Here is a 13,051-nt window from a genome sequence, read left to right as displayed (position 1 = left end):
GTCCCCGCGCCGCGGTGCCGAAGGACAGGGCGCCGGGTCTCGTACGTCAGACGGTGAAGTCCCGCAGCAGGCCCGTGTACCTCTTGGGGCCGGGCGGGGCGAACTCGCCCCGGGTGCTCGTCCGCAGGCCGAGGCAGACCAGCGACTCGACGAGCTTGGTCGCCACGGCCACGCCGTCGATCACCGGGACGCCGACGGCGCGGGAGACGTCCGCGCAGAACGAGGCCATGCCCGCGCAGCCGAGCACGATCGAGTCGCAGCCGTCCCGCTCCACGGTCTCGGCGCACAGCGCGGTCACCACCCTCCGCGCGTCCGAGGAGGGATCGTCCAGCTCCAGTACGGGGATGTCGCAGGCGTGCACCCCCCGGCACGCGCCCGCGAAGCCGTACCGGGCGGCGAGGTCCCACGCCCGGCCCGTGGTCCTGGCGAGGGTCGTCACGACGCTGAAGCTCCGGCCGACCAGGGTCGCGGCGTGCATGGCCGCCTCGGCGATCCCGGCCACCGGCCCCGAGGCCAGCTCGCGGGCGGCGTCGAGGCCGGGGTCGCCGAAGCAGGCGATGACGTACCCGTCCGCCCCCGCCGCCTCGCCCGCCGCGATCTCCGCCAGCAGGCCCGGCACGGCCAGGGCCTCGTCGTAGTGGCTCTCGATCGACTCCGGGCCCATGGCCGGGTTGACGGCCGTGACGACGGTGGACGGCGCCGCGACCGCCCGGGCGCACCGGCCGATGTTCTCGGTCATGGCCCGGGCGGTGTTGGGATTGATCACTCGGAGGTCGATGCGGGTCATCAACCGGCCAGGGCCGTGCCGTCCGACACCCGCTCGGCGTCGCGGTCGAGGCCGCCGATCCTCGGCGACATCCGCTCCAGCACGGTGAACGCCACGAACCCGAGCCCGCAGCCGACGAACCAGCTGTAGTCGGCGATCCAGGTCGCGTCGGCCGTGGTGAGCCCCAGGTCGAGCAGCATCTTCGGCACCAGCACCGACGCGATCGCCGGGACCCCGCTGAGCACCGTCGCCCAGACCGCGTTGGGGTTGTAGCCGCCCCGGAAGAAGTAGCGTCCGGTCGGTTCGAGGGTGAACATGTCGTCCACCCACACCCGCTGGCGGCTCACGATGTAGTAGCCGGAGATCAGGATCCCGAACAGCGGCCCGATCAGGGCGCCCAGGATGCCGAGCGTGTAGTGGATGGCGTCCGGGTTGCTGTACCAGTTCCACGGCGTGAGCAGCACGGAGCCGACCGCCGCGATCATGCCGCCGGTCCGCCAGCTGATCTTCTGCGGGTTCACGTTGGAGAAGTCGAACGCCGGGGAGATGAAGTTCGCGACGATGTTGATGCCGATGGTCGCGATGACGAAGGTGAGCCCGCCCAGCAGGATCGCGAACGGCGTGTCGATGCGCTCGACCGTGTGGATGGGGTCGGTGATGAGCTCGCCGAACACGGGCACGGTCGCCGACGCGGTGATCACCGTGAGCAGCGAGAAGAACAGGAAGTTGACCGGCAGCCCGAGCAGGTTGCCCTTCCTCACCGCCGCGAACGACCTCCCGTACCGGGAGAAGTCCCCGAAGTTCAGCATCGGCCCGGAGAAGTACGAGACGACGAGGGCGATCGCGCTGAGCATGACCGGGATGGACGCGCCGAAGTCGAGGTTCTCGCCCTGGGAGAGGTCGAGGCTGATGTTCTCCCAGCCCGCCTGGCTGACCAGGTAGACGGCGAGCACGACCATGACGACGTACACGGCGGGCCCGGCCCAGTCGATGAACCGCCTGATCGCCTCCATGCCCTTCCAGAACACGGCCGCCTGGGCCACCCAGAGGATGGCGTAGCAGATGTAGCCGAGCGGGGACAGGCCGAGGAAGCCGCCCTCGTTCAGCGACGCCGACGCGGGCCAGAACTTGAGGAAGATGATGATGAGCGACTGGGAGGCGAGGTAGGTCTGCACCCCGTACCAGGCGATCGCGATGAGCCCGCGGATGATGGCGGGGATGTTCGCGCCGCGCACCCCGAAGATCGCCCGGTTGATGACCGGGTACGGCACGCCGGTGACCTGGCTCGGCTTGGCGACCAGGTTGCAGAACACGTTCACGATGACGATGCCCACGATCAGGGCGAACAGGACCTGCCAGCTCGCCAGCCCGAGGGCGAACAGGCTGCCCGCGGTGACGTAGCCGCCGACGCTGTGCACGTCGGACATCCAGAAGGCGAAGATGTTGTACGAGGACCACGTCTGCTCGCGGAGCGGGGCCAGGTCCTCGTTCGCGAGGCGGGGGTCGTAGCCGGGCTTGACGAGCCCGGCGCCGACGGGCATGCCCGCCGCCTCGACGACGTCGTGTAATTTCGGCTGGGACGGTGCGCTGTGTTCGGTCATTGTCAGCTTCCGTGGGGGGTACGGTGCGGGGACCGGTGTGTCCCGCGCGCGGGTGTGCCGGGGCGGAAGGTGCCCGGGATCGGCTCGGGGCTCGGCGCGAGGAATCGGCTTCGGAGGATCGGCGAGAATGGCGTGTCGGCGGAGCCGCGGCAACCGTTCGGGACTGCTTGACGGGCTGTGCGAAGGGCCGCGGCATGGGCTGCGGCCGGGGTCGTCGCAGGGGCTGTGGCGTGGGCTGTTAAGTGGTCACTTAACAGCTGCCGTCAATGTATGCCTTGACACCCGAGCCCTAATTTCACCCGCGTAAAGGCCTTGTGACAATTGGTGTGGAGGCCGTGACAGGCATGACCCCGGAACCCGGCACGGAGATCGAGGCCATCACGAACGAGCACCTCGGCCGGAGGCTTCGCGAGCTGCGGCTCCGGTCGGGGATGTCGCTGCGCGCCCTGGCCCGCGAGCTCGGCATCTCGGCCAGCGCGGTCTCCCAGATCGAGCTCGGCACGATGCGGCCGTCCGTCAGCAGGCTCATCGCCTTCGTGTCCGCGATCGGCGTGCCGCTCGCGGCCGTGTTCGACACGGCGGAGGCGGCCGGCGCCGACCCGGCGGGGCCGGACACGCCCGCCGGCCGGTTCGCCGTCCGGCGCTCGTGGGAGGTCGCCCCCATCCTGCTCAGCGGCGGCATCACCTTCCGCAGGCTCTCGCCCACGCCGTCACCCGACGTCGAGTTCTTCGAGTCGACCTATCCGCCGGGCTCGATCTCCAACGCCCACGGCCACTTCCTCAAGCACGAGGGCTACGAGGTCGGGACCGTCACCCGGGGCGAGCTGACCATCGACTTCGAGTCGGAGGTCGTCACCCTCGCCGAGGGCGACTCCGTCACCTTCCCATGCAGCCGCCCCCACATCATCGGCAACCGCTCGGAGACCGTCACCGCCGTCGCGACCTGGCTCATCGTTCATCGCTGACCGCGGGGGCCTCCTTCCGGCGATAGGAGAGGACCACGCCCGTCGTGTAGATGCCCACTCCCAGCAGGACCATGAACACGATCGTTGGCCACTGCAGCCACGACGGCAGGTAGAGGGCCAGGAACCACGCCCGCGTCGGGCTCTCCGACATTTTGAGGTAGCCGGCCAGCAGCCCCTGCGGGAACAGCGGGATCGCGCCGACCGTGAAACAGATCCCGATGATGATCTGCTTGTGGCGCGGCAGGGACTCGAAGGGGAGCCGTCCGCCCGCGCCCGGCTTCGGAGCGGGCCTGCGGCCGGTGCGCATCGTGTCGAGCAGTTCTGGCCCCTTCGCGAGCAGCCGCCGCTCGGCGAGCAGCCCGAACCACCAGTAGCAGAGCACCCCCGTCAGGGCACCGACGGCCACGCCCGCCCAGCCGAACAGCCCGGCCGCGATCGCGGCGGGGGCCGCGGTGAGGGCCACCAGCGCCAGCACCGCGTACACCATGCCGGTGACCGCGCCGTCCTCCTCCGTGGAGCGCAGCGGGTTGCCGCCGCGCCGGTGCGGGTCGGTGCCGGGGATGAGCCCGTACACCGAGACCAGGGGGACCAGCCCGGCGCCGCCGCCCAGCATGGCGAGGAGGACGGCGAGCAGCATGGGCCACGGCCCGCCGGTGACCGCGGCGAGGGAGACCGTCACCACCAGGGCGACGGGCGCGACGGTCAGCAGCCACGCGTGCTGCCGGCCGCGCACGTCGCTCGCGCCGGGCGTCATGAGCATGAGCCACAGCGCGGTGCCGTCGGTGCCGTAGAGGTTGGCCGACATGGCGGCGGCCATCACGACGAAGACCGGTCCCGCCCAGGGCAGCATCCCCGTCCAGCCCAGCAGCAGCGGCGCCACGGCGAAGGACACGCCGTAGGCGAGGGCGAAGGTCAGCTGGTGCGTGCGCACCAGGTCACGCGACCAGGTACGCAGTTCCTTGGCGAGTACGGCGCCGGAGGCGGTGGTGGCCCGGATCGGCCGGCGTCCCCTCGTGGCCGCCCTGGACGCCCCGGCCCGCCGGGTGAGCAGCGCCGCCCACGCGGCCAGCAGCAGGACGACCAGCAACGCCATCCCGCCCAGGGCCGCCAGGACTCGCGGCCAGTCCGCGGACGCGGCGGCCTCGACCGCGACCGTACCCCAGCCGGAGGGCAGGTAGCGGGCCGCCGTCGCCACCACCGGCGGGATGCCCGCCGTCTGCCCGAGCGCCATGAAGACGACCCAGATCTGGCCGAGGAAGGCCAGGATCAGGCCGTTGGTCAGCCCGGCGCCGACCGCGCCCACGCGGGAGCGCAGCGCCAGGCCGAGCAGGGCGACCGCGACCCGGGAGAGCAGGACGAACATCGCGAGCTGGAGCAGCAGCGCCGGGACCGAGACGAGCGCGGCCGCGACCCCCTGCCGTACACCGAAGACCGTGAGCCCGCTCAGGGCGAGCAGGCTGATCACGGGCGCCATCCCGACGAAGGCCGCCACGAGCAGTCCCGAGGCCAGGCGGCTGGGTCGCAGGCCGAGCAGCGTGAAGTACTCGGGGCGGAGCGTCTCGTCGCCGCCTCCGGCGAAGACGGGGCCGAAGATCCAGCCCAGCATCCAGACGGCGTACACGGCCGGGAGCAGCTCCGGCCAGGAGAGGGCCGTGAAGATCGTGCCGGCCGCGAAGACCAGGCCGACCAGCGCGCCCATGACGACGAAGCCGGCCCGCTGCCCGCTCATCGAGTGCCGGAGCACGGCCACCTTCATCTGGGCCATGGTCAGCGCGACAGCCATGTCAGCTCCTTCGATCCGCCGTCGGAGGTGCCGACCAGGCCGACGAAGGTGTCTTCGAGGGAGCCGGTGCCGCGGACCTCGTCCAGGGGCCCCGCGGCGGCCACCCTGCCCTTGTCGATCACCGCGACGTGGTCGCAGAGCTGCTCCACCAGGGCCATGACGTGGCTGGAGAGCACGATGGACCCGCCCCCGGCCACGAAACCGCGCAGGATCGTCTTGATCGTCGCCGCGGACACCGGGTCCACGGCCTCGAAGGGCTCGTCGAGCACGAGCAGCCTCGGCGCGTGCAGCAGGGCGGTGGCCAGGCCGATCTTCTTGCGCATCCCGGTGGAGTACTCGATGACGAGCGTCTTCTCCGCCTCGTCGAGTTCCAGCACCGACAGCAGTTCCTCGGCGCGCTGGTCGACGACCTCGCGCGGCAGCCCGCGGAGCAGGCCGAGGTAGGTCAGCACCTCCCGGCCGGTGAGCCGTTCGGGCATGGCCATCCCGTCGGGCAGCACGCCGACCAGCGTCTTGGCCGTGGCCGGGTCGGACCAGACGTCGGCGCCGAAGATGCGCGCGTGGCCCTCGTCGGGGCGGAGCAGGCCGACGGCCATGGAAAGGGTGGTGGTCTTGCCGGCGCCGTTCTGGCCGACGAGCCCGTAGAAGGAGCCCTGGGGGATGTTCAGATCCACATGGTCGACGGCGACCTTCTCACCGAAGGTCTTGCACAGGCCATGGATCTCGAGCGCTGCGGGCATGGGGGGGTACTCCGGATCGCGGGGGCGGAAGTCGGCCGGTTGGTACGCGAGGTGACCGAGACGGAGATCAAGAAATATAAGCGTTTGAGAACTTACAGCCTCGACGACATCGTGACCACGCTCTCAACCGGAAGAACGATCTCCCGGGTCGCCCCCGGCACGAGACCTCCCTCGCCCGGCGCGCTCGCCGGCGATCTCATGAGCGGACGGGATCCGGCCGACCTATCCTGGGAGAGGTGGAAGAGAACCGGGCACGACGGATCGTTGACGCGCTGCGCGACCGCGGCATAGACGGCCATCTGGCGAGAGTCGGCGTGTATCAGTTCGGGATACGCGTGTCGCTGCCCGACGGGCGCGAGGCGGAGTGGGACACCGACGGCACCGCGGGTCTCGAGGCCCAGGTGATGCGCAACGGGATGCTGGTCGGTTTCGTCCCCGTGATCGAGGGGTCCGAGGACTTCGACGAGCAGCAGGTCCTCGACGCCATCGCGCGGACCGACTACGACCGGCCCATCGCCAGGCAGCGCGCGCAGGCACCGCCGCCGGCCGAGCCCCTGCCCCGCATCGGCGGCGTCTTCCGCCGCTTCTTCGACGGCTTCCGCTACCGGTGACGGCCTTCGCCGCGGTCCCGTCACCGGACGGGACCGCGGCGAAGGCCGGGTGGCTCAGGGGCGGACGGACTCGAGCCACGCGCCCCGGGTCCGCTCGTCGGCGGCGCCCTCCCCGACCGGCGAGGTCGTGCGGCGTCACCGGAGCACCAGGCCAGGCGTCACCGGAGCACTAGGCCATACGGGTCGGACAGTCCAGGCGCCGTCCTGTCCGGACGAGACTCTCGGCGAACCCCTGCCGCGTCCTGTCGGCGAAGCCGATGAAGAAGCGGTTGGCCGGCGACACGCCCCACCGCATCGACCGCGCGACGTTGAAGACCCGGTGCACGAGCAGCGCGCCCCGGGGATGCGGTTCGACGCTCCACTCGCCCCGGTACCACCAGCCGCCCTGGAAGGAGATGGTGTGACCGACGACCTCCACGGTGGAGGTGTGACCGGGGAGATCCTCGACGGTGAAGCGGCCGGCACGCCGGCCTTCGGGCAGCAGCGCGTCGGCCAGGTCGTCGAAGACCACGTCGACCGGCGCCTCGACGATCCCGGCGACCTCGGTGATCAGCTTCCTCTTCGTCACCGCGCCACCCTGGTGTTCTGGAAGGAGGCGAACCGCCATCCTCCGGGCGTGCTGACGGCGGTGAAGGAGACGATCGACGTGCGGAGCTCGCCCGCCAGGTCGGTGCCACCTTCCGAGATCACCAGGACCGCCGTGTCGGCCAGCGGTTTGACCTTGATCCGGTCGTCCGGCATGGACATGGTGGAGCCCTTGAGCGGGCCGTCGAAGAGCGGGCGGTGCGAGGACTCGATGGCCGCCCGCCCCTCGATGTGCGCGCCGTTGAAGACGATGTAGTCGGCGTCCTCGGTGAAGAGGGCGGCGTAGGCGGTGGCGTCGCCCGCGTTCCACGCCTCGGCGAGGCGGGTGAGCAGGCCGGTGATCTCCGTGTTCACGGACATGGCGCGATTCCTCACGGTCGCGGCGCCTATCCTGGGGATGCGAGTCCAGACAGGGCAGGCGCCTTGTTCGGATGTCCGGCTGCCAGGGTGTTGGCGCACCCTGGCAGCCGCTTTTTCATGGTTCGTCGAGTATTTGCGACAGCAGTTCTTGCTTGACGGTGCCCCGCCAGTCGAGTTCCCCGGTTTCCAGGCGGGCGACGACGCGTCGCACCCAGGCCAGCTCGGCCTCGTTCAGCGTGCGCTCGTAGTCGACCTCGATCATCAGGATGTCGGGCAGGCCGCTCTCCCTCATGGCGCCTAGGTGGGCGTTCGTCCCGGCCAGCAACCCTTCGATCGTCGCGGCCCTGGCGCGCAGGGCGCGCATCGCGTCGGGCACCGGCAGGGTCCCCATGAGGGAGACGGCCGCGGTGAACGTACGGCGGTCGGGGCCGGGGTTCTCAAGGAGCGCGCGGAGCCTGGTCGACAGCTCCTGGCGGCCCTCGTCGGTGATCTCGTAGACCGTGCGCTCCGGCCGGCGACCGTCCCTGCTGGTCTCGACCGGGACGATCAGATCCTCACCGGCGAGTCTCTCGACCGCGTGGTAGAGGCTCCTGGGCAGCCCCGTCACGTAGTCCTTGTGCGTGTCGACGATGAAGCGGTGGAGCTCGTAGGGGTGGGCGGCGCGCACCGAGAGCATGGCCAGCACGGTCAGGCCGACCAGATCGGGGCGTCGCGCCATGGTGATGCCTTTCTCTATATTGCGTTATGCAATATAGCAGAAGCGGCAATGACCTCACCCAGACGATCGACCCCCGTGCCCGGCGGTGTCGAAGGCGCCGCGTCGCGGCATCGTGCGCCCCGACCACGCGACGACCTTCCCGCCGGCCCCGCGTCTCGCCGCAACCGTCCCGCTCGACTGGAAATGAAAACGATTCTTTACATGGCCTTGGAGGTGACTGTATGTTGTCGAGCAATCACTCTACGAACTCAACGAATGTAGGTGAGCCACATGCCGGACAACGGCACCGAACGCTCTCCCGACCCCCGGGTGGCGTTCGCGGACGCGGCGGCGGCCAACACGGGCGAGACGGACGAGCGGCCGGGGGCGGCCGACCGCGCCGCCGTGGTCGCGAAGACCGACGACCACCTGCCGCCCCTGGCCGACCAGCCGATCGACGACAGGCCCCTCGCCATGCGATTCACGGAATCGGAGGAGTAGAGATGCAACTGCACTTCCGCAATCGCTACAGCTCCAAGGTGTGGGTCGCGATCATGTTCTACAGCCCCGACGGCTGCCGCGACTACGGTCAGTGGGGCACCCGGGGCTGGTGGCCCATCAACCCGGGCGGCGAGGCGTTCGTCCTCAACACCGACAACCGCTACGCCGCCTACTACGCCGAAGCGGCCAACGGAGCCGTCTGGACCGGCGCCTACGGCCCGATGTACGTCTACCAGAACGCCTTCGACTCCTGCCTCGGCATCGGCAGCACCGCCGCCAGGCTCGTCGGCACCCGGCTGATCGACATGAACGGCTATTCGAGCTACTACGTGAATCTCACCTCCTGACGCGCTCCCCCCACGTGACGCGCCGACCGGCCCCGACCGGCTCCGCGCGGCAGTGGGAGAGGACGCGGATGAGCGCCTCCTGAGAGACGGACGCCAGAATCCCTTCTCCAGGGTCCGTCCCCCTTCGCCCGGGAGGCGCTCGATCCCCGCCGAAACCGATCCCCGCTGAAACCGTCCGCCTGTTCGCGGGCTATCCGCGGGCTATCCGCGGGCTCCGTTCCCGGCCGCCGTGACGTTCCCGGCCACCGTGACCGCCTCGGTGAAGTGCTGATACCGGGTCAGCTCCTCCTCCATGGGATCCAGCACCAGCTCGCGGCCGACCTTGTCGACGCTCGATCGCAGCGCCTTCGCCGCCTTGCGGGCCCGGCGCCGTCCACCGAGCCAGGCGGCCACCCGGGAGAGCAGCGCGATCAGCAGCCCGAGCAGGACGCCCCCGATCAGCAGCGTGGTCGGCCAGGGCAACTCCCCCGCGGTCGGCATGTAGAGCTGCGGAAGCCGGAGATAGTCGAGGGCGACCAGGGCGAGCAGCCAGATCCCCCCGGCGAGCACCGTCGCGAGCGCCAGCCACTGCGCCAGACCGGCCAGCCGCCACCACAGGGGCCGTTTGGAGACCCCGAGCGAGGTGGTGGCCACCGCCCGGTCCAGGCCGTCCTCCAGTTCGTCTCCGCGCGACCTCGCCGCCTGCCGCACGGCGGCGGCCCACGGCGCGGGAAGCCCCGCGGAGGCGGCCCCGGCGGCCTCGCGGATCGCGGTGTCCATCCGGGAGCGCTGGACGACGGTCGCGACGGGGATCGACGTCCTTCCGATGACGTTCCCCGGCTCTCCGGGCTCCCTTGGCACCACCCGTTCTCCGGTGGACCGGCTCGTGGCGTCCAGGCGGAGGCGGCGGAGCGGGTCGGGCCGCAGACGGCGGATCCACCGGGTGGGCGGCCAGCCGGTGGCGGCGACCGAGCGGTGCCGGTGGGACTTGGCCACGGCCTCGACGACGACCGGCACCCCGGCGGCCTGCGACAGCGCGTCCCTCAGCGGCCTCGCCAGGCCGTCCGGCCTGCTCGCGGCACCGGGAGGGGTCTCCCCGGGGGTGACGCCGGACGCCTGGAGGAGCGCGTCGGCGGCCATCCCCGCGTCGGCGGCGAGGCGGGCGGACCAGGACCGCCGGTCGGCGACCCGGGAGGTGAGCAGCGAGCTCAGCTCGGGGACGCCCGCGCCGGTGCGGGTGGACACCCCGACCACCGGGACACCGGTCAGCCCGTCCTCGTCGAGGAGCCGCCGGAGGTCCTTCAGGCACCGCTCGGCGGCGGCCGGGGAGAGCCGGTCGACCTGGTTGAGGACGACGACCATGACGTCCCGGTGCCGGGCCAGCGGCCGCAGGTAGCGGTCGTGGACGGCCGCGTCGGCGTACTTCTGCGGGTCGAGCACCCACACCAGCAGGTCGACCAGCTCGACGAGCCTGTCGACCTCCAGCCGGTGCGACGGCTCGATCGAGTCGTGGTCGGGCAGGTCCAGCAGGATCAGCCCGGCGGCCTCCCCGTCCGTCCCGAAGGCCGTCCCTCCGGCCCGCTCGCTCAGCTCGGTCCCGCTCGCACCGGCCGGCCGGCCGGTGCCGGGCCGGGGCTCCTCGCCGTTCCCGTGCCACGGGCTCCGCGCGGCCTGGCCGGGGGTGTCGAGGAGCTCGTGGCGGCGGGGGATCTCCAGCCAGTCGAGCAGCGGTCCCGCCCCGGCGCCCTCCCAGAGTGCGGCCTGAGCGGCCGAGGTGGTCGGCCTGGTGACGCCGACCGTGGCGAGCGAGGTGCCCGACAGCAGGTTGAACAGCGAGGACTTGCCGCTGCCGGTGGCCCCTGCCAGCGCGACCGCGGTGTGGTCGACCGACAGGCTCGCCCGTACACCGGCGCGGGAGATCACCGAACGCGCCGCGGCGACCGCCTCGGCGTCCAGCCTCCCGTCGGCCAGGTCGGCGGCGCGCGCCAGCGCCGCCAGCCGGTCGTCCAGCGAGACCGTCTTCTCTCGTCGTAGCAGCTTCACGCCTGGCCCGCCTCTCCCGCACCGGTGGCGCGCGGGACGCCGTCAGGTGCGCCGGTCACGTGCGGGAGGCCGTCGGGCGGTCTTCGGGACTCCCCCACGGCGATCGGGACGGAACCCGCAGGGAGGGAGGCCCGGCGGTCCGCGACGGGGAGCTCGCGCAGGTGCTCGCGTACGGCGTCCGCGGTGGCGCGGAGGGCGGGGGCGGTGCCCTCGGGGGGCTGGACGGCGTCCAGCAGGTCGGTGAAGCGGTCGGCGTCCTGGCCGAGGAGGATCGCCACGCGGGCGCGCAGGTCGGAGCGGGCCTTGACGGTGAGGTCGCGGACGGCCTGGTCGCCGAAGACGGCCTCCAGGACCTTCTGGCTGAGCACGCTGGTGCCTCCGGCGATGCCGACCTCGATGCCGGTCAGGCCACCGGTCGAGGCGAACACCGCGATCATCAGCAGCAGCCCGGCCCCGTTGAGGCCGAAGGAGGTGACGCGGGCGGTGGTCCGTTTGTCCGCCCCCTCCTCGCGGACCAGGTCGAGCACGTACGACTGCCAGCCCCTGACCGCCTCCTCGGCCCTGGCGGGCAGGTCGGCGGAGGCGCGGCCCAGACGTCCGGCGACGGCGACCCCCTCGCGCTCGAGGAGGGCCCGCCCCGAGGGGTGCGACGACCACGACTCCAGCAGGCGTTCGGCGGCGCTGTCGGCCGAGGCCCTGATCAGCGCCTCCACCCCGCTCTCCAGGGCGGTCCGCAGCTCGCTCTCGGGCGCGGGCCGCCCGGTGACGAAGGCCACGACCCGGTCCCTGAACCTGCCGACCCGGCTCTCCAGGGAGCGCATCAGGTCGCCGGTCCCGATGAAGTCCTGCCAGCGGGCCAGGACCTCGCCGCGCAGCAGCGACCCGTCCCGCATGCCCTCGTCGAAGGTGGACAGGCCCACGGCGTAGGCGGCGTCCGCCATGGAGCGCAGTTCCTCGGCCCCGGTGTGCTGGCGGTCGACCGCCGCGGCGAGCGCGGGCACGCGGGTGGAGAGGCTCTCCAGCGCGCCGGACAGGGTCTGGCGCACCACCTCGGCGCGGGAACGGGAGTCGGCGGCGATGGCCATGAGCCAGTCGGCGATCGGCTGGACCGCCTGGCGCGGCAGGCGGGCGTTCTCGTCGGGCAGTACCAGCTCGGGCACCTCGAAAAGGCGCGTCCCGCCCAGGCCGTTCGCCTCCAGCAGCCGGTTCAGGTCCTTGCGCACCACGCCCATGGCCTCGGGGGGCACCCTGGACAGGACGACGGCGAGGGCCGTGCTCCGCTCCCTGGCCGAACGCAGGAAACTCCAGGGGACCTCGTCCGCGTACCGGGCGGCCGTGGTGGTGAACAACCACAGATCGGCGGCGGCGAGCAGCTGGGCGGCCAGCTCGCGGTTGGCGGTGACGATCGAGTCGATGTCGGGGGCGTCGAGCAGGGCCAGGCCCGGCGGGACGGCCGCGGCGGTGACGATCCGGAGCGTGCCGGGCTCGCCCCTGCCGCTCCCGGTGACGCGCGGCAGGCCGGGCAGGACATGCTGGGCGGTGAACCACTCGCGGTCGACGGGGCTGGTGACCAGGGTGGGGGCCATCGTCGTGGGCCGCAGCACGCCCGGCTCGGAGACGTCCTCGGCGACCAGGGAGTTCACCAGCGTGGACTTTCCCGCCCCGGTGGAGCCGCCGACGACGGCGAGCAGCGGGGCGTCGATCGCGCTCAGCCGCGGGATCAGGTAGTCGTCGAGCTGGCCGGTCAGCTCGCGCAGCGCCCGGCGGTCGGCCACCACGTCGCCGATCGCGAGGGGGAACAGCTCGCGGTCGAGGTGCCGCCGCAGCTCTCGCAGCGTCTCCAGAAGACCGTCGTTGTCACCCATACGGTCGATCCTGCCCTGCGAGGGGCCCTCTAGACGCGTTTGGCCCCACCGCTCGACCGGGTTACGGGGGCGAACTCGGTAAAACGGTGGGGCCCAGCCCTCGGACCTCATCCGCGGGCCGTGCCGAGCTCGTCTCCCCCGCAGCTGGAGGCGAGCCCGAGCCCATCGGATGCTTCCGAGGTGATCGGGGGTCGTGCATTGTCTATTG

13 protein-coding genes are annotated in these 13,051 nt (G+C 71.8%); 4 read left to right on the top strand and 9 right to left on the bottom strand.

Going from position 1 to position 13,051, the window contains the following annotated elements; translation table 11 throughout:
- Positions 1 to 46: 46 nt before the first annotated feature.
- Both AB0F88_RS39040 and AB0F88_RS39035 read right to left on the bottom strand, forming a co-directional pair.
- Positions 47 to 787, bottom strand: coding sequence for an aspartate/glutamate racemase family protein (locus AB0F88_RS39040; RefSeq protein WP_362696167.1), 741 nt, complete (start codon positions 785 to 787; stop codon positions 47 to 49).
- Entirely contained in the window at positions 787 to 2,367 is a 1,581-nt protein-coding gene (locus AB0F88_RS39035; protein ID WP_362696165.1) for an NCS1 family nucleobase:cation symporter-1, read from the bottom strand. The genes AB0F88_RS39040 and AB0F88_RS39035 overlap by 1 nt, the downstream gene beginning before the upstream one ends.
- A gap of 344 nt (positions 2,368 to 2,711) precedes the next feature.
- Here AB0F88_RS39035 and AB0F88_RS39030 point away from each other — a divergent pair, with 344 nt between their 5' ends.
- Positions 2,712 to 3,332, top strand: coding sequence for a helix-turn-helix domain-containing protein (locus tag AB0F88_RS39030; protein WP_362696163.1), 621 nt, complete (start codon positions 2,712 to 2,714; stop codon positions 3,330 to 3,332).
- Here AB0F88_RS39030 and AB0F88_RS39025 read toward each other — a convergent pair.
- Positions 3,316 to 5,115, bottom strand: a complete 1,800-nt coding sequence (locus tag AB0F88_RS39025) for a hypothetical protein (RefSeq protein WP_362696161.1) — start codon at positions 5,113 to 5,115, stop codon at positions 3,316 to 3,318. The two genes, AB0F88_RS39030 and AB0F88_RS39025, sit on opposite strands and share 17 nt — an antisense overlap.
- Positions 5,100 to 5,855 (bottom strand): ABC transporter ATP-binding protein, encoded by a 756-nt coding sequence (locus AB0F88_RS39020; protein WP_362696159.1) that lies wholly within the window; start codon positions 5,853 to 5,855, stop codon positions 5,100 to 5,102. Before AB0F88_RS39020 ends, AB0F88_RS39025 begins: the two co-directional genes overlap by 16 nt.
- A 236-nt stretch (positions 5,856 to 6,091) precedes the next feature.
- Between AB0F88_RS39020 and AB0F88_RS39015 the strand changes: the two genes are divergently transcribed.
- The gene (locus tag AB0F88_RS39015; protein ID WP_362696157.1) at positions 6,092 to 6,466 is read left to right on the top strand and encodes a hypothetical protein; all 375 of its coding nucleotides are present in this window, start codon (positions 6,092 to 6,094) and stop codon (positions 6,464 to 6,466) included.
- 169 nt (positions 6,467 to 6,635) lie between these two features.
- On the opposite strand, the gene AB0F88_RS39010 is transcribed toward AB0F88_RS39015, so the two are convergent.
- The 3 genes from AB0F88_RS39010 to AB0F88_RS39000 form a co-directional block, all read right to left on the bottom strand.
- Positions 6,636 to 7,034: a hypothetical protein gene (locus tag AB0F88_RS39010; protein WP_362696155.1), complete on the bottom strand. Its 399-nt coding sequence runs from the start codon at positions 7,032 to 7,034 to the stop codon at positions 6,636 to 6,638.
- Positions 7,031 to 7,411, bottom strand: coding sequence for an SgcJ/EcaC family oxidoreductase (locus tag AB0F88_RS39005; protein ID WP_362696153.1), 381 nt, complete (start codon positions 7,409 to 7,411; stop codon positions 7,031 to 7,033). The genes AB0F88_RS39010 and AB0F88_RS39005 overlap by 4 nt, the downstream gene beginning before the upstream one ends.
- Positions 7,412 to 7,526: 115 nt before the next feature.
- Positions 7,527 to 8,129 carry a PadR family transcriptional regulator gene (locus AB0F88_RS39000; RefSeq protein WP_362696151.1) on the bottom strand — a complete coding sequence of 201 codons (603 nt, stop codon included), beginning with the start codon at positions 8,127 to 8,129 and terminating at the stop codon, positions 7,527 to 7,529.
- A 261-nt stretch (positions 8,130 to 8,390) separates the two neighbouring features.
- On the opposite strand from AB0F88_RS39000, the gene AB0F88_RS38995 reads away from it, so the two are divergent.
- Together AB0F88_RS38995 and AB0F88_RS38990 are read left to right on the top strand one after the other, a co-directional pair.
- Positions 8,391 to 8,609 carry a hypothetical protein gene (locus AB0F88_RS38995; RefSeq protein WP_362696149.1) on the top strand — a complete coding sequence of 73 codons (219 nt, stop codon included), beginning with the start codon at positions 8,391 to 8,393 and terminating at the stop codon, positions 8,607 to 8,609.
- A gap of 2 nt (positions 8,610 to 8,611) precedes the next feature.
- Complete coding sequence (locus AB0F88_RS38990) at positions 8,612 to 8,956, top strand: DUF1036 domain-containing protein (RefSeq protein ID WP_362696148.1); 345 nt, start codon at positions 8,612 to 8,614, stop codon at positions 8,954 to 8,956.
- A gap of 201 nt (positions 8,957 to 9,157) precedes the next feature.
- On the opposite strand, the gene AB0F88_RS38985 is transcribed toward AB0F88_RS38990, so the two are convergent.
- Complete coding sequence (locus AB0F88_RS38985) at positions 9,158 to 10,978, bottom strand: GTPase (RefSeq protein WP_362696147.1); 1,821 nt, start codon at positions 10,976 to 10,978, stop codon at positions 9,158 to 9,160.
- Entirely contained in the window at positions 10,975 to 12,843 is a 1,869-nt protein-coding gene (locus AB0F88_RS38980; protein WP_362696145.1) for an ABC transporter, read from the bottom strand. The genes AB0F88_RS38985 and AB0F88_RS38980 overlap by 4 nt, the downstream gene beginning before the upstream one ends.
- Between the last annotated feature and the right edge of the window lie 208 nt (positions 12,844 to 13,051).

The sequence above is a fragment of the Streptosporangium sp. NPDC023963 genome (genome assembly GCF_040639135.1).
In the GTDB taxonomy this organism is placed as follows: Bacteria; Actinomycetota; Actinomycetes; order Streptosporangiales; family Streptosporangiaceae; genus Streptosporangium.
Note: the sequence above shows the minus strand (reverse complement) of the source record. Positions and strands in the feature narration are given on the sequence as shown.